The 16,839-nt window shown below is 54.3% G+C and carries 14 protein-coding genes; 6 read left to right on the top strand and 8 right to left on the bottom strand.

Going from position 1 to position 16,839, the window contains the following annotated elements; translation table 11 throughout:
- Window positions 1-225: 225 nt before the first annotated feature.
- Window positions 226-477, top strand: coding sequence for a hypothetical protein (locus tag ACK2JC_RS00545; protein ID WP_320938540.1), 252 nt, complete (start codon window positions 226-228; stop codon window positions 475-477).
- A 483-nt stretch (window positions 478-960) separates the two neighbouring features.
- On the opposite strand, the gene ACK2JC_RS00540 is transcribed toward ACK2JC_RS00545, so the two are convergent.
- The 3 genes from ACK2JC_RS00540 to ACK2JC_RS00530 all read right to left on the bottom strand — a co-directional run bounded on the left by ACK2JC_RS00540 (window position 961) and on the right by ACK2JC_RS00530 (window position 2,290).
- Window positions 961-1,170 (bottom strand): hypothetical protein, encoded by a 210-nt coding sequence (locus tag ACK2JC_RS00540; RefSeq protein ID WP_320938541.1) that lies wholly within the window; start codon window positions 1,168-1,170, stop codon window positions 961-963.
- A gap of 24 nt (window positions 1,171-1,194) precedes the next feature.
- Window positions 1,195-1,398 carry a hypothetical protein gene (locus ACK2JC_RS00535; protein WP_320938542.1) on the bottom strand — a complete coding sequence of 68 codons (204 nt, stop codon included), beginning with the start codon at window positions 1,396-1,398 and terminating at the stop codon, window positions 1,195-1,197.
- 115 nt (window positions 1,399-1,513) lie between these two features.
- Window positions 1,514-2,290, bottom strand: a complete 777-nt coding sequence (locus ACK2JC_RS00530) for a hypothetical protein (RefSeq protein WP_368271461.1) — start codon at window positions 2,288-2,290, stop codon at window positions 1,514-1,516.
- Window positions 2,291-2,489: 199 nt separating this feature from the next.
- On the opposite strand from ACK2JC_RS00530, the gene ACK2JC_RS00525 reads away from it, so the two are divergent.
- The 5 genes from ACK2JC_RS00525 to ACK2JC_RS00505 all read left to right on the top strand — a co-directional run bounded on the left by ACK2JC_RS00525 (window position 2,490) and on the right by ACK2JC_RS00505 (window position 7,636).
- On the top strand, window positions 2,490-3,959 hold the full coding sequence (locus tag ACK2JC_RS00525) for a hypothetical protein (protein ID WP_320938544.1): 1,470 nt from the start codon (window positions 2,490-2,492) through the stop codon (window positions 3,957-3,959).
- A gap of 1 nt (window position 3,960) precedes the next feature.
- Entirely contained in the window at window positions 3,961-5,838 is a 1,878-nt protein-coding gene (locus ACK2JC_RS00520) for a hypothetical protein (RefSeq protein ID WP_320938545.1), read from the top strand.
- A gap of 29 nt (window positions 5,839-5,867) precedes the next feature.
- Entirely contained in the window at window positions 5,868-6,515 is a 648-nt protein-coding gene (locus ACK2JC_RS00515; RefSeq protein WP_320938546.1) for an N-acetyltransferase, read from the top strand.
- Window positions 6,516-6,750: 235 nt separating this feature from the next.
- Entirely contained in the window at window positions 6,751-7,035 is a 285-nt protein-coding gene (locus ACK2JC_RS00510) for a DUF503 domain-containing protein (RefSeq protein ID WP_320938547.1), read from the top strand.
- Between the two features lie 40 nt (window positions 7,036-7,075).
- Window positions 7,076-7,636, top strand: coding sequence for a glycerol-3-phosphate responsive antiterminator (locus tag ACK2JC_RS00505; protein ID WP_007718039.1), 561 nt, complete (start codon window positions 7,076-7,078; stop codon window positions 7,634-7,636).
- Between the two features lie 129 nt (window positions 7,637-7,765).
- Here ACK2JC_RS00505 and ACK2JC_RS00500 read toward each other — a convergent pair whose 3' ends face one another.
- From ACK2JC_RS00500 to ACK2JC_RS00480, 5 genes are all read right to left on the bottom strand, one after another.
- Entirely contained in the window at window positions 7,766-8,302 is a 537-nt protein-coding gene (locus ACK2JC_RS00500; RefSeq protein WP_092360489.1) for a MarR family winged helix-turn-helix transcriptional regulator, read from the bottom strand.
- A gap of 330 nt (window positions 8,303-8,632) precedes the next feature.
- Entirely contained in the window at window positions 8,633-9,394 is a 762-nt protein-coding gene (locus ACK2JC_RS00495) for an EFR1 family ferrodoxin (protein WP_320938548.1), read from the bottom strand.
- Window positions 9,395-9,455: 61 nt separating this feature from the next.
- Window positions 9,456-9,887: a MerR family transcriptional regulator gene (locus ACK2JC_RS00490; RefSeq protein WP_320938549.1), complete on the bottom strand. Its 432-nt coding sequence runs from the start codon at window positions 9,885-9,887 to the stop codon at window positions 9,456-9,458.
- A gap of 96 nt (window positions 9,888-9,983) precedes the next feature.
- Window positions 9,984-12,566 (bottom strand): Ig-like domain-containing protein, encoded by a 2,583-nt coding sequence (locus ACK2JC_RS00485; protein WP_368274716.1) that lies wholly within the window; start codon window positions 12,564-12,566, stop codon window positions 9,984-9,986.
- 31 nt (window positions 12,567-12,597) lie between these two features.
- On the bottom strand, window positions 12,598-16,689 hold the full coding sequence (locus ACK2JC_RS00480; protein ID WP_368272058.1) for a VWA domain-containing protein: 4,092 nt from the start codon (window positions 16,687-16,689) through the stop codon (window positions 12,598-12,600).
- Between the last annotated feature and the right edge of the window lie 150 nt (window positions 16,690-16,839).

The following is a 16,839-nucleotide window of genomic DNA, read 5'->3' as shown; positions in this document are numbered from 1 at the left end:
CACTTAAAAGGTTCTTCCTGCAAAAATTTTGTTAGTCCTCTATCGATTTCGATTTTGTTTCAGAATCACCCGCAGTTAATAAAAGTATAGCATGGGCGTCTGAATTCCACAACAGTTTCCCGCCCATCTGCCAGCTGCCGCGCACACCCGCCATCTGATATAATTCCGGATATTCCGGAACCATTTGGTTCTCCGCTTCTCAATATAAGGAGACTGTGATAAAATATGATGAAAAGCGGCAATCAATTAATGAAGGTGGGGAAAATGAGGCTTATTATAGATGAAATTAGATATGAAGGAAATAAAATAGTAGTCAAGGGAAAAACTGCGATTGGCGAGATGAAAGGAGTATGGAAGTACACAGAGCCGCCTGTTCTTGGGAATGGCTATCATGTTGAATTAAATATAAACGCTCCTAGCGAAGCAGAAGTATCGTCAAAAATGGACACATTTCCATCTGTATCTATTAATAATTAATTTGTTGTATTCAAGGGTGTCTGTGAGGGGCTTGATCATGAGGTATACGATCTGCGTTTTGATGTGGACTGGATAGAAATGCTTGATATTGACGTGATAGCGGTAAAAAAGCAAAGGGGAGATTGTATTTCGTTCGTAGCAGATTATTGTAGTGTGGAGATATATCCCTATACTTTATAGAAATACATTTGCCCCCTTTTTGTCAGCCCTTCGCTGACCAATATGATCCGGCCCTTTAGCAGACAGCGGGCATACATGAATGCGTTATTGCTTCCGATTCCGAACCCCTCCTTGCGAAAACACTCGATTACCTCTTCGGGCGACGTTGCCTGTGCCATCCGGTTGATAAACAGTTGAGGAATGACGTTTTTGGCCTCTGCCACAAGAAAGAAGGTACATCCGTCCGGACGGCACGTCAGTTCCGCTACGGAAAGCGCCTTCTGGCTCTGCGGCAGATTTCAACACCATCCAGGTGAGCCTGCTTCAGGTCTCCGGCGACAGCTCCCATGATCTGTTTATGGATACCTGCACTACGTTTAAAATGAAGCGCACTTTTACCATCCGTGCCGTTTCCAGGGCTACCAGGTGGAAGGGATTATCCTCAAAATAGTTGATCGCAGGATCATAGGGGTGGATCGGCAGGGACCCCGGCCTCGGATAGACGCCGTACAATCTCCCGTGCCATCTGGGCATGAGGTCCCGGCCGAGTCTGATTATTCACCATAATGGTGATTTTGTCCTGCGGTTTACCATTTCTTCCAATCGGGGCGTGCCGATAGGGGGGTCTAATGTATTCCGGATCAAGAAGTCTATGGAAGTCAGAACCTCCTTTTTGGGGGGATCGATCAGCTCCATCTTTACGTTGTCGGGAAATTCAGCCTCCTGGTATCCAGCTCCACATGGTACTTTGATTCTGATCATATCGTTCTTCCTATGGATACCATTCACGGGTCTGTAGAGCTCTGAGCGCCTGTTTTCACTCCCTAAAAATAGATTAAGTCAGAAATTCCATTCAATCCGTACGTCATGAGTTTTGCTATATCGTTTTCCGCTGATACCGGTCCGCAAAACACAGCCGGGGAAGGTCCATAAGCTTTGCGGCATCGGCCAGCGTGGTGCCATAGAACAGGACCTTGTCCTTCAGATGCAGGAAGTCCACGATGCTGCCGTTGCAGATGGTGCTGCCTGTGCAGAGCACCAAATCGGCCCACTGGCAGATGGAGGCGGTGACGCCCTCGACTTTGCCGTCCTCCACCATTACGCCGCAGCGCTCCTGGCCGGTGTTGACCGGGCTCAAATCCACTACGCGGATGGGGAAGTCTGCGGACAGAGCGCTGAGCAGAGAGGGCTGGTATCCCACCAGGCCGATTTTAGGACAGCCGTAGGTTTTTTTGATATATGCGGCCGCGTCAACCGCACATAACTCAGGACCGTCGTTGCGGCAGTGGACCGTGCACTCCACCAGGCCAAGATGCTTCATCACCGCGTTGAGCGCGGCGATAAAGAGGCCGCGGTCATGGGAATCGCCGTTTATGTCCAGCGTACATATTTCCCCCAAGGTGCCCCGGAATTCGGCGGGCGCGTCCGTGAAGGCCTGTCCCAGGGCGCCCATGCATTCGGCCTGCACCATGACGTCCTTCCCTGTTATAATGGGGTAATCCCGGCGTCTGGTGGCCCCAATGGCCTCCTCCGGCGTGAGGGAGCGGGTACTGATCATCACATCTTCCCCCATCAACCCCTCCGACTCAAGCAGTGAGGAAAAACGGGCCGCCAATTCGTTGTAAAACAGTTCCGGTGTTCGTTCTGTATTCATTTTGTCTGATCCCTCCCAAGAAATTATCTGGTTTTCTCCAGCGCCGCGGGGGTGTTCGCCGATTTGAGCGGGCCGCGGAGGCTGTCAATTCAATCATACCATATCCTGAAGATTTTGTTTACAGATTTCTACAAATAGGGGAGGAAAATGACGGGCTGCCGTGTTATACTGGTTCTATGAAAATGGGAGGAGTGAGATTATGGAGTCATTGTACCAGTTGATTCACCGTTCGCTGACGCCGGAGGGAATACTGCCGGAGGATTTCAGTCTGCCGAAACCGGATGGGAACCAGATTCATTTTGCAGATGGAGCTATGGACGGAATCACGATTTTTCACACCGCCACGGGTGAAGCGGACACCGGGCTGTTGGAGCAGGCGGTGTGGGCGGCTAACCGGGACCGCATGGAGGAGGCGCAGGGGCTGGTGCTGGAATTCTGTGAGACAGGCCATATGATCGGGGCCATCGATGGGATCCAGCAGTATATCATCGACCGCAGGGAGGAGCTTGCGGCCGGTAAAATCTTCCGGCTGGGCGAGGAACTGATGTTTGGCGGGACACACCCGGAGGCAGTGAAGTTCGGCCTGGCGCTTCTGGAACTGTTTGATTTAAATGGAAAGGAACCGGTGAAAACGGCGGTTCGCGAGCTGGCCTGCTCGGATGAATTTACGATTTTCGCTCTGTTTCTCATGCGGTCTTGGGACGAGCCAGACCGGGAAATTTTCCAGGCGGCCAAAAAAGTGAGGGGCTGGGGACGCATTCACGCGGTGGAACGGCTGGACCCTGAGGATGAGGAGATGGAGCGGTGGCTCTTGGCGGAGGGTTGGGACAATACGGTGCTTCCGGCGTACTCTGCGCTGGAGTGCTTTCAGAAGGCCCGCTGCACCCAGATTCTGGAAGGCAACATGACCCGGGAGCAGTACGGCTTTATGACCGGACTGATGGCCGGACTTTTGGATGAGGGGCCGGTCAGAGGAATATCGGCCTGCGAGAACCCGGAGGAGGTATTAAATGCCTTTTTGCGGCAGAGCGGCCGGTTTGAGTTAACGGCTGCCGATTACTCCGTGATCGCCCAGATTCTCGACTACGCAAAGGAGCACAGCCTGGACGCGGCTGCGGCTGCAGCCGGGGAACTGCTGGACGGCGAGACGTGCCGGGCGGTTATGCAAAGAGAGATGGAGAAGGGGGAGGGCCTGCGGCTGGCAAAGCGGCTGGGGATGGACTACGCGCCTTATGCCATGGCTGCGATGAAGAGGGATTTTCGCAGGTACTACCATTACGTCGACCTGCTCATGCCGGGGGAGAACTATGCGATGGAGCTGATCCGGCTGTTTGAGGAAAGGCTTCCGCTGGACGAGATGGCCTGCGGCAGCGCGGATGAGATGGGACTGGGAGAGGAATTTGAGAATTACCGGATTCTGATCTATATGGTCCAGTACCTGAAGGACCGGCCGGGAATGGGTGTGAGGCTGATCCGCACGGCGTTAAACGCGCCTGTGGTTAACAACCGGAACATGGCGCTGACGGTATTGGAGGAGTGGGTGAAGCTCCGGGGCTGTCCGCTGGCGGAATGTTACCCGGAACTTGCCGGACTGCTGCGCGAACTGCGGGAGAATGAGGTGCGGGAGGACGTCCGAAACAGGATGGACGCCCTGACCGTGGAGGAATGAGATGGAGCTGAATGTCAATTCACCGGCGTATTTTACCCAGCAGTTCGGCGTAGACGATGAAGTATACCGCATGTGCCGGGAGACGCGTGAATTTTTGCAGGATAAGGAATACAGCGAAGTTCTTCAGGTGATCGGGATTCTGCCGGTGGCGGCGCCGGAGGAACTGTTTGAAAATGGGACCTGGAGCGAGAAGGTCCGCTTTCTGAACCATCAGGCTGTGGCCGCGGTCCGCGTCAAGCTGGATTATGAGCGTTACCGCGACGGCAGCAGTACGACCAGGGTACACATGATGCGGGAGGCCATTCTGCAGGCGGGGAAACGGGTTAAAACCAGGGGGAAGTTTGCTTGCGGTGACTTTGAGCGGGATCTGCACGAGTTCTGGGGCGACAGCTCTGTTCCGGTGGTTGGCGGCGTTTACTCCATGTATGTGGAAGAACTTGGGAAATATGGGGCCTATCAGGTGCTGGAGGCGGACCAGGACAGCGTGCTCTATGTGGTGCTGGACTGTCTGGGTGACGAACCGCCGAAGCGGGAGGCGCTGGCCGGTTTAAAGCCCCTCTGTCAGGAGCGGTTCCGGTATCATCACCGTCCCGACATGAAATATATCAGTTCTGGGCGGATTCCCAGGGATTATACGCTGATCGGAGTGTGCCCTCCGGTCATAAGCGGCCGTTGCAGCGTGTTTGCCGGCGACTGGCAGGACGGCCGGGAATATGTGTACGAGCACAACTGGAACCAGGGAGATTCGCAGCAGAGAGCGGAATACAAACAGTTTATAAACAGCGGCGACTCGGTGCGGGTGGGCGGGGAGTATTTTCGAAAAAATTACGGCGGCCTGAATATGCATCTGTATCGTGCGGCCGGTGGGAACCTGCCGGTCAGCTCGTTCCCCTGCCTCACCTTTGTGGAGATTGAAGGGCCGTGTCCGGAGGTGACCGGCTGGATTAAAGGGCGTTCCCTGATCCGCACCTTCCGCTGGAAGGCGCCGGAAACAGAGATTTTGGATTTCAGAGGAACCGGTCTTTGTTTTCTGGAGCTGGACGGAACCGGGGTGAAGAAAATTTTTCTGCCGGACGGAGTACAGAGACTTTCCCTCAGCGGCGTTCCGGACTCTGAGCTGCAGATTATGGGACCTTTGGACCGGGAGCTGGATATAGAGCTTTCGCTGGATTCTTCCGGGTTTGATGACTGGGGGGCGGCAATAGCAGGGCTGAGGGTCCGCAGGCTGCGCCTCACCGGAGTCGGGGAGCTGGATCTGGCCGCGGTGGCCGGTCTTTTTGGGGAAATCACCGCGCTGTCCGTTCAGGGAAAGCCGGGATTTCTGGTGAATTTTGAAGGACTGAGACAGATGAAGCGGCTGAGAACGCTGTCATTTGGGGATCTGTTTGGGTACGGGGAGAAGGAGACGGAGATTCTGGAAAAGCTCCCGGAGCTGCGGCAGCTGTGGATGGACAGCGTGCCGAGGGAAGCGGGTTTGGCGGTGAAGAAGCGTTTTAAAAACCGCCTGGATTCCCTGGAGGTTCGCAAGCTGCGGGCCCTGGAGTGGATGAAAGAGAACTTGGACAATCCCTTCCGCCACTGGGATGGCAGCGATTTCGTGCCCAAGGCGGCGTTTAAAAGCGCTACCGCCCAGTATGTAAAGACGAAAAAAAGGCTGCGGCAGGCTCAGGGTAAAGAGGAGATCGAGGCAGCGGTCAGAGATTACGGGGAGTGTTTTAACCGCCTGAACCGGAGGTATGAGGAGTTTATAGAGACGGTGGAGCGGGAGGATGTGTTCCGGGCGTTGGAACAGCTGTATCGGGAGGAGTTAGAGGGGAAATCGTCTGTGGATTTGGAGGGATTTCTGGGAATACTGGACGATGTGAGGGACGATTGGTAACGAAAATGAAACAGGGAGGTGATGAGACTGTGGAGATTGAACTGAGACGGGAGCGGCCGGAGGATTACCGGGAGACGGAGGAGGTGGTCCGGGCGGCGTTCTGGAATCATTTTGCGCCCGGCTGTGATGAGCACTATCTGCTCCACGTCATGCGCGGCTGTCCGGCGTTTTTGCCGGAGCTGGATATTGTGGCGGTTTTTGAGGGCCGGATTGTCGGCAATGTGGATTATACAAGAGCGGCGGTTCTCGGGGACGACGGGGCCAAGCGGGAGGTGCTGGCTCTGGGGCCCATCGCCGTTTTGCCGGAATTTCAGGGCAGGGGCGTTGGGGGGAAACTGATTGGACACACAAAGGAGCTGGCCTGTAAGATGGGATATGAGGCTATTTTCCTATATGGAGACCCGGAATATTACGGGAGACATGGATTCGTTCCGGCGGAGCGGTTTGGTATCCGGACGGCGGATGACATGTACGCCGCCGCCCACCAGGTCCTGGTGCTGCGCGAACATGCGCTGGACGGGATCCGGGGGCGCTATGTGGAGGACAGCGTGTTTGAGTTCGACAGAGCGGCCTCCGAAACATTTGACCGGACGTTTCCGTACAGGGAGAAGGTAAGCGGCACGCCGTCCCAAAAACGGTTTGAGCAGGTGGTGGCCATGCGCAGGGCTGCGCTGTGAGCGGGCGGTGACGGCCGGAGGACAGCCGGGGGAAAATAAGACTTTACAAAAGTGGAAAACAAAATTATAATAAAACAGGGATCACATTTTTGGAAAAAGGTGGTAAATGCCAGAAGCCGCAGGGGGCCCCGGATAACAGTGTGGTTAGCAGAAGATGGCGCGTAACGACTATGGCGAACGCATAGAGGTTGCTGCGCCTGTTTTGTAAAGTTGGGAAATGTATGAGGAAAAAGCTATGAAAATCGTTGGGGTGGAGATTCGCCTTTACGCTCCCTGGGTGCATTCCCTGAAGGAAAAACGCATGATCGTAAAAAGCCTGGTGTCCAAAATCCAGAACCATTTCCACGTTTCCGCAGCGGAGGTGGGAGAGCAGGATGTACATCAGACGATTGTCATCGGAGTCGCCTCCATCGTGCCCCACAGGGCTCAGGCCGACCGCTTTGCCGAGGAGGTGCAGCGGTTCGTGGAGGAGAGCACGGACGCGCAGATCATGGATGTACAGACGGAAATTTACAGTTGAGATACGAAATGGGGCGGAATTTGCCGTGAGGAGAGTTGACATGAAATTCTGGGAAATTTTAGAGGACTGTCCGGTGATCGCAGCGATCAAGGATGAAGAGGGATTGAAGAAAAGCCTGGAGCTGGACAGTCAGATTATTTTTCTGCTGTTCGGGGATATCTGTACCGTGGAGCGGTATGTGGATATGGCGAAAGGCGCGGGTAAAACCGTGTTCGTCCACATGGACCTGATCGTCGGACTCAGCAACAAGGAGATCTCCGTGAATTTTATCAAGGAGCACACGAAGGCCGACGGGATTATTTCCACTAAACCGCAGCTGATTCGGCGGGCCAAGGAGCTTGGCCTGTACGCCATTCTGCGCATGTTTGTGATCGATTCCATGGCTCTGGCCAATGTGACAAAGCAGTGCGCGACCATGCCGCCGGATGCCTTTGAGATTCTGCCGGGCGTGATGCCGAAGATCATCCGGGAACTGCACAACACGATCTCCATCCCCATTATTGCAGGCGGCCTCATCGCCGACAAGGAGGATGTGATGAACGCGCTGGAGGCAGGGGCGCTGGCGATCTCCTCGACCAACCAGAAGGTGTGGCTGATGTAAGCGGTCCCGCCGTCCAACTGATAAATGAAAAATTCTTTCCGTCTCCAACCGGCTATGTGCGGTTGGAGATTATTTTTGCCGCCGGGCGCGGCGTTTTGGGAGTTTGGCTTTTTATGGTTCCGGGGAGTCCTACTCAATTTTAACCAGCGTCACCGCTTGTTTCGCCTCATCCGGCTCGGGCCGGTTCTGGAGCTCGTCCATCTGCCTGAGCATGGCTTCCGCGTTGAATTTTAAAATTTCTGCAAACCTTGCAATGTATTCCTCCGGGATCTGATCCAGCATGGCGAAGGTCTTTTCGAACTGCCGCTTCCACAGGGAGTTCATGTATTCCTGGTAGACCTTGCGGCCCAGAGGGGAGGCCTTGAGGATGATATCCTTGTGGTTGTTGGAACAGCGGTATTTTTCCAACAGCTGCTTGTCCATCATTTTCTTGACGTTCTTGGAAAATGCGCTGGGGGAGAGCCCCAGGCGCCTGGCCACCTCAGACATTTTCTGATTTTCTTCTTCGTTTTCCAGAATGTATTCCAATACCTGAATCTGCGCGAGAGAGCAGGGCACCGACGTGCCGTGAAAGCCCTGGATCGTGTAGGCCTGTCCGTAGACATTGGTATAAAGGGACAGATTCTCAAAAAAGCTCCTGTATTTTCCAAGCCAGATTAAATTCATAGATTGTTTCCCGCCTTTCTGCCGCGATAATTAGATTATAGCATGGACGGCGGGAGAATGTCATGCCGGTGGGCGATAAAAAGTAGACAAAAATAGTGGAGGGGATAGTGGATTTTGTTTATTAAAAATATAGAATAGAGAAACTAAAATAGTTTCTGAAGGAAATAAAAAATATATTTCATGGAAATATATTTTGGGGCAAAGAAAAAATGGATCATACAGCCCGGGAACCGGCGTGGAGGGACCGCAGGGGCGCACGATCCGGTGCGGTAGGCCGCGAGGATGCGCAATCCGGCGTGATGGGCCGCAGGGCTGTATGATCTGCAAATGTCAGCAGAGATCAGAGGGGGATACTTCGGGGTGATGGTATCTGGGACGGTCCGAGAGTAAGCCGCCGATGTGTATCGCCTGTTTGGGACACCAGTGGAAACAAGCCAGACAGTGTATGCAGTTGGAATCCCATCGGGGTCGATTGTTGGAGATGATGATGTTCGAAGCCGGGCAGACCCGCGCGCAGAGGCCGCAGCCAACGCAGGCCGTCTCCACTGTGTGAAATTTTCGGGGATTCACCACAAAACGGGGGCCTATGGCGCGCACTGCCGCGGAGTGCAGAGCTTCCCGCACAGGAATTCCGGGAAAAGAAGTTTGCTCCCTGTGCGCGATCATGCGGGCGATCTGCGATAAGCGCCCGGGAAACTCGTTCAACCGCTTGTCTGACGCGGCCTGGGGCGTTATCAGAGCGTTTCCGGGCATATCCAGGGAGAATGCGGCGGACAAATGTGCGCCTTTCTGTTCGAGAGCGCCGGACAGGGTCCGCAGAGTCGTGCCGGGGACTCCGTTGCAGGTGGCAATGGCGAACAGGTAGGTGTTCTGCCGGAATTTCATTTTCCGGATGCATGCGAGAAACTCCTGGGGAACATCTGCAAAATAGGCCGGAAATATAAAGCCAACCGCCGTGTCTTCGGTCTCAATCTCAGGTAAGAGGCGGATGGAACGAAAGGACACCAGCGTGACATCCTCATCCAATTCGCGGGCCAGGCTCCGGGCGGCGGTCAGGCTGTTTCCAGTGGCGGACAAATAGTAAATTTTCATGTGTTTTCCTCCTTGTTAAAATAGTACGCCTTCAGTATAAGGTCTGTACTATAGTACAATGTCAAGAGGATTTTTTAATACCGTGTGCTTTACTTTGTTGATCCAAAATTTGGCAGGCCTCAAACACAGGGCATTCCAGGGGGGAGTCCAAATGTGCTTTCATGTCCAGAAGCCGCTCCTGTGCAAGATGAAGGGCTTTTTGGGTTTCGGCGATATCCGCCAGCTTTTTCACGATTATGGATTCCAGCGGTTCTTTTTGGAATTCTTCACCCCGCAGGGCGGAAAAAAGCTTCTTGATTTCTTTTAGAGTAAAACCTGCGGCTTTTGCCACCGAGATAAATTCCAGGAGAACCAAAGTTTCGGCGGGATAGTACCTGTAGCCGTTTGAGTCCCGTTGGGCCGGTGGGATCAGGCCGTTGTTTTCATAGTAGCGCAGCGTCTCTTTGTTCAGCCGGGCGGCTTTGGCAAGCTGGCCTCTCAGATAGTGTTTCATTGTGTTTGCTCCGTTTCAGTTCAGGGGTGTTTTGATTGGGACACATTGCATTCAGTAAAAAAGTGGCCGGCGCGATGGGAGCCAGCCACTTTTTGATTATGAGCGAAGGGATTTGCCGCAGAACGGGCAGAACATCGCCTTTGACTTTTTAATCATCTTGCCACAGTGCGGGCAGAATACAGCCGGTGGAGCGGTTGGAGCCGCGTTTGTGTTTTCGGATGCGCTGTCCGAGCCGGATACGGAAGATGACTGTGCCGGAGCGGCGGGGGCAGACCCGTGAGATACCGGTGCGGTGGCTGCAGATCCATGAGATACTTGCGCCGGTGTGGCAGATTTGCCTCCATGGGATACCTGCGCCGGTGTGGCAGATTTGCCTCCATGGGATACCTGCGCCGGTGTGGCAGATTTGCCTCCGTGGGATACCTGTGCCGGACCGGCTGCCCCGGCCCCGGAAGATACCTGCGCCGAGGCCCCGGCTTCAACCCTGGCAGACTTCGCCGTCTCAGGCGCCGGAACGCCGGTTTTAACCGCTTTTGGTTCGGCCGGTGCCGCCTTGGGTTCCGGTTTTATCCTCGTTTCGGAAGCGGTTGACTGCGGCTGTCCGGTCCCGGCCACATCGGAAGCGGAACTGTTTCGGGACTGCTGCTTATCCGCGGAAACCTGTTTGGTTTCGTTCTCCGCCTTTGCTTTCCCGCGTTTCCCGGCAGGTATCTGGCGGCCTTTGCTGCTGTCAGGTCCGGCCCCAGGCTTGGGCTTTGTTCGGTCCGAGCCCCCGGGGTTGGGCGGTGTATTCCGGCGCTTTTTGAGCACACGGTTCAGCACCATGAACAGGATGGAGCCCACCAGGCAGATGCCGGCGGCAGCGGCCAGGACGAAAAAGATCCGGTTTAAGTTCTCGTATTCCTTCAGCATGAGGTGGGCCTCCTGGGGCGAGCGCTGGGCTGCGCGGATGAAGGCCAGGGATTCTGCGGCCGCCCGGGCCCGCTCGGCCAGCAGGCGGGCAAAGGCAGCGGCGGCGGCCAGAAAAACGGTCACCAGCAGAAATACATTGCGCAGGGTAGTCACTGTCATGACGCCGCGGATCAGCGCTCTGCGCTTTCCAAGGACAACGCCGGTGACAATCACGGTCAGAACCACCGACATGCCGATCAGCATGGTGAAAAACATGGGCAGATATCCCATACCGTCTCCATCCCCGTTCTGACCGGCGGCTATGGCCGCGGCCGCAGGCACATCCCCGTGGTAGATGGTCACGTTCTGGGCGGACTGGTTTCCGGCAGGATCGGTGGAGATCACGGAAAAGACGTTTTCATCCTTTTCCAGGGACAGGTCCGCCAGAAAGCTCCCATCCTCGTTCAGAGGGGATTCTACCCCATTGACCGTGAGCTTGCAGCCGGGCTCCGTCTCGCCGGTGAGCAGGAAATGATCCTCCTCCACCGAGATGGCGTCCACCTTCTCGTAGAAGCGCAGAACCGGCGCGATCCGGTCCGAATAAATGGATTTCCGGTAAATCACATCGGTCATGTCGTCCAGGGCGCAGCGCACACTGATCTCATTTGTGAATTCCTCCAACTGAATGGATACGCTGTTGTTACCTGTCAACACCACCTGTTGTTTTTCGTCATTTACCGATATTTCCGCATTGCGTGGAATATCCGTCTTGTAAGTGACGACTGCCTGGACGCTGTTGGTATTTTCTGGCGTGTCGATGGAGAGAGACAAACCTTGCTCCCAGTCGATCTGGCGGCGGTAGGGGGAGGAGGAGAGACCCCCGCGGATATAAGTCAGTTCTACGGTAAGGCTGTGGGTATCAGGCGGCAGGTCAAATACGGCTGACGTATATCCGCTCTCCAGGCTCTGGTAGTCGACCGGCGCATCCGGGGAGACATCCGTGTAATAGGCAGCCACATACTGATCGCAGGACACCTTGAAATCGCTCCAGTCCATTGTGAAAATCAGGGAAGCAGGATCAATGGACACATGGACACCGGCTATGGATTCAGGCTGACGGTCATTGATATAGCCGAAATTCCGGTCTGTAATTTTGGCGTCATTGGTTTCGATGGCATATTCTTTGAAATAAACCTCCAGCTCCAGATAGTAATGATCATAAGAAGATAGCTTATTCAGGCTTACCCTGCGGGTCTCATTCTGATTGGAGCGGGCAGTTCCGGTATCCAACTCTTTTCTGCCCGTCACATTGCGGTTTTCGTCCAGCAACACGGCGCTCACCACGTAATTGTAGGTGATATCCTTCGGGTAACCGGCGTTGAAGGAGATCTCCGCCCGACCGTCCGAGACGCTCTTTAAATCCAGGGCATCGATGGTCAGGCTGGGCGTGTATTCGATGTAGTTGGCTGTGATAAATTCGTTGGTTTTCTTATCATAACGGATCAGCCATTGGCCGGCCAGGGCATCCGGAAGATAAAAGTAGAGCATTTTCTCTCCGCGCTCCACGGTGACATTTCCAGCGGCCTCGCTATAAACCGTGCTGTCGGGGGAGATCAGGATAATATCCGGCTCCTCGTTTTCATATTCAATGGACACTACGATGTTGGCCTGGCGCGGCAGGACCATAAGTTCCTTGGATTGTTCTACAGCCAGGGCTGTTCCGGCCATACCCGCCAGTAACGCCAGAAATATCAGTATGCTCAACAGATGATGCAGTAATCGTTTCATATCAGTTGCTCCTTTGCGTCCTGGTTCCATATCAGAACAGCTTTTTCTGATTCATGAATAACCCGTTTTTCGAGAGGTCGATGCTGAAATTATGGATCTTTCCCGCTTCGGAACTTCCACGGAAACGGAAGGTGAGAATCCCCATATTATCGTGATCCACAAAATGTCCTACAGTCGCAAGCCCCTGCTGATCAAAGCGGCTGACCAACAGCCACCAGCCGACCTCAATATGGCACTGAGCGTCTGCTTTGAATCCGATAAAACGGTTGGTAAAAGTGGAGCTAATCGTACCGTTAATGGCGATATCGCAGTTGTCATTTTCAAAATTGATACCGCGCCGGACCACTCCGTTGAAGCCAAAGACATCCTCATTATCCATACTCAAAAGCTGATTGGTGTAAGGGAAGTTGCCGACCTGAAGCAGAATGGAGCCCATATCAAAATCGCCAAGCACCTTGACCGTGGTCTCGGCCTCCATCTTTTTAATATTCAGCTTCAAAGTGGAGTCCTTGAGGGTAATCAGACTCTTTTCACCGCCAAATAACTCAGCAACACCACCTGGCAGAATATCCGAAATCGAGCAGGCGGAGGCATCCATTTTTCCGACCAGCGTAAGGCTCAGCCAGTTGGTGATATCCAGTCCTTCAACGCCGACTTCAAAGTTCTTAAAGGTGACCGGAATACCTTCCACCAGCACCGTTTTTTTGATGGGAAGCATCAGCATCACTTTTGTGGGAATCATATTATTTTCCCATTTTGCGGAAAAGCCCAGCTTTTCCTGATCCTTAAAAAACAGAACCGAGGTGGCAAGGGACAACTCATATTCGTTTGTCAGTGTGTTCAGCTTAAATTCCCCGCTGGGGTGCAGGTTCAGCGGCAGGCTTAAAAGCTTGGCCGGATAATAATTTTTCTCATCCTCATCTCCAACTTTAAAATCACCTTTGATTCCGATGTTGTCCGGCGTCAATATACCTCCAAAGCCCTCCACGCTGAATGCGAACATGCTGCTGGACTCGGGCTTGAATATCTTGTCTTGGAACGGAAAATGCGTATTAAACGCCTTCGCCTCGATTGTGATCCGGTCCGGGTAGAGGGAATACCCAAGAGTATTCAGCTCAAAGGCATCGCGGAAGGAGAGCAGGGGCATGGCCTTGGTGTCCACCATGTAGTCATCATCGGAAGCATTATGCTTGATGTCGTTGTAAAGGGTCAGGCTGCCTAAAGCAGGCAGATTCATAACCATATTGTGGCTGCGCATATACTCCGCCAGACCTTTGCTGCGGCCCTGATAGTAGCGGATATAGCAGCCCTTAAAATCCGCCATCTGAATCTGCGCATGATCCAATGGTCCCTGGAGCGTTACCTGGCCTTTAAAACAGAGCCAGTTATTTAATGTCACATAGCCGTTTAACAGCGTACTGTCTCCCATGGTCTGTCTCTGGTAGGAGGTAAAGCGGTAAGGGCCGAAGACGGTGGTCTGTTCGCTTCCCTGCACCTGTACGGTCAGTTCGCTGTCCAAAATGGCGGTCTTACCGCGGATTGTCACTTTCACATCGTAGACGCCGCAAGCCACGGAGGGCGGTATGGTCAAGTTAAATGTGTTCCCGTCTTTGAATTCCGCCTTTACGTCGTAGGTCAGTCCGTGGGTTCCGTTGGTGTTCATCATCATCTTGACGGTGATAGAGTCGTCCTTTTGAAAGCCGGTTCCCAGGAGATGAACGGCAGCTGGATTTACGCTCTTGAACAAAAGTCTTGTGTCTAACCCCTGGATGGAGAGACCGTCGTTGTAGACCAGATCGTGCTGGCCGTCCTCGCTGCTTTCCCCCTCACTGTTTTCTCCCGGCAGCGTATAAGCCTCAATATCATACAAATATTCCGAGTCGTTCAGACTGACCTTCAGCTCCCGGTCCACGGACAGGGTGTCCGTTGCGCGGTACTGCAATTTGTATGTATAGTTCTGCTGGCTGGCCAGGTTCTGGTAAAACACGGCGAGAGAGGAGGAGTCCGTCACATACTGGTAGGTGCCGCCGGTGCTCTGGGCGATGGTCTGGAGATAATTCGCATCCACCTCGCTGCCCAGGCCAAGACAGTGTACCAGAATGGATTTGTCCTTGGCCGCTTGCCCGATGGCGGTCTGAATCTCCTCCGCAGAGTGGGAGTTGTTTTCCTGACCGTCGGACATAACGACCAGGGTGTTGAGCACTTCAGGACCGTTTTGGGGGAAACTTTCCAGCCCATGAACCACGGTGTCAAAGATGTTGGTGCCGCCGTTTGCCGTCATGGATTCGGCGGTGCTGCGGATCACATCGGGCTGCACGGTGAAATCGGTGAGGCCCTGCACGGAGCTGTTGAACAGAATCACACCCAGCCGGGCGTTTCCGCTCATGGATTCGGCCATGCTGATGACGGCGGCCCTGGAATCCTCGATGGGACGGCCCTGCATACTGCCGGACACGTCGCAGCAGAGCAGCATGTTGGCGGAGCTGTACTCCACCTTCTCCAGGTTATATTCTGAGATTTGAGCCCCGCAGTCCTCCACGGTGATGTGGCTTTTCAGCTCGTCGATGCTGTAGTCCACCGGAGTCTCGATCTGCACGTAGGCGGTAATCTCACTGAATGCGGAGGCGTCCAGGCTGGAGATGTTGACCGCGGAGCGCTGCATGCTTACGTAGTCCGTCATATAGCCGGAAAAATGCGTCTGGACGGAGTCCGCGGAGGTGGTCTCCGGCAGCACGATCTCCAGCTGGTTGTTCAGCACGTTGTCGGTGTAGAGGGCCACGTCCTTCAGGCTTTCCGCCTCGTCCTTGTTGGCCATGATGCCCATAATCTGGTACATGGGACCGGTATACTCCGGGTCCTCGCAGTCCGCCGCCGTGTCCATGGCCAGTCCGATGTATTCTTTGGCCTTGTCCTCCCGGTCCTTTAAAAGCTCCATCTTGGCCGTCTGCAGATAGACCTTGGAGCTGTCGGTGAACCCACGCTCGTCCGTACAGTTTAACAGGTTCTGCTCCATGCGGTACATGGGAGCATCTTCTTTGTAGTTTTTGTATACATTTAACAGTTCTTCTACTTGTTTTCCGGTCTGGGAATCCACATCGGCCTTGAGGATCTTGCGCAGCTGGCCCGTGACCGTCCGCAGGCTTTCATCGTCGGCCTGGGCGTAGGATCCGGTGAAGTCGGACTTTTTCACATACCCGTTTAGATACAGCTCCGAGGCGACCATAATCTCATGATAATCGGATTCGTCCGTCAGGTCCGCTGCGATGGAGGAGTAATCTCCCTGCAGGATTTGAAGCCGCATCCGGGCCTCCCGCACCTGTTTCAGGGAAAATACTTCGGGCCGGTCCGTTTCCCACTGATCCAAATCTTCTTCCAGGCTGCGGATTCTGCCGTCATCCTTCTCGCCGCTGGTCAGAAAGGTGTCGTAGAGTTCCTGGGTGGAGGCCAGGACGCGGGCCAGCTCGGAGTAGTCGGCGTCCCCGCCGGAACCGGCCTGTTCCAGATAGTCGGACACCAGCCGGGCGGCCTCTGCGGTATTGCCGGAATCCGGCACGCCTTCGGGATACAGAGCCGCGATATCGGCGCTGTCCAAATGGGCCAGCAGCACGGTGTCCACGGAGCGCGAGGCGCAGGCTTCGGTTACAGCGTTGTATTCCCTGGGCGCAGAGTCGTCCCATACGGTTTTGGATTTCTCGTAGAGCACCCTGGCCGCTGTGAAGTCGCCTGAGGCGGCGCTGATCCGCGCCTGAGCCAGAGCGCAGGAGGCATCGTAGCCGTGATCCGCGATCAACTGTTTCAACATCTCTGCAGCCTCTGCGGTTTGTTTCCGGGCGGCCAGTCCATAGATGATCCGGATGGTCTCATCGGCGGGCAGAGCGTCCGCCTGGGCTTGGTCAGGTTTCACTGCATCGGTGTTCCCTGCGGGAGCAGCTTTCCAGGAAGCGGTTTTCCAGCCGTCCGAAAATGGCAGCCCGCTGTGAAATACACAGAGGGACAGGCCCGCTGTGAACATCAAAAGAAGAATGAGAGAGGAGACAACGTTTCTTCGAATAATCATCAGATAGAGAAGCAGAATGATGAGAGCAGGCAAAAGCCCCGCTCCGATTTGCAGCCATATACTCATCGGTAAAATCCCCCTAGTGCTTAATCGAGACACAGAAATTGACAATTATCTACATTATACCCTCTGAACCCCGTTTCGTACAGCGGATTTGAAGATAAAAATTTGCATAAAAGCACCCCGGTCTGCCGGTTGCGGACAAAGGTTTGGCCC

The sequence above is a fragment of the Enterocloster lavalensis genome (genome assembly GCF_046603895.1).
Lineage (GTDB): Bacteria > Bacillota > Clostridia > Lachnospirales > Lachnospiraceae > Enterocloster > Enterocloster lavalensis.
Note: the sequence above shows the minus strand (reverse complement) of the source record. Positions and strands in the feature narration are given on the sequence as shown.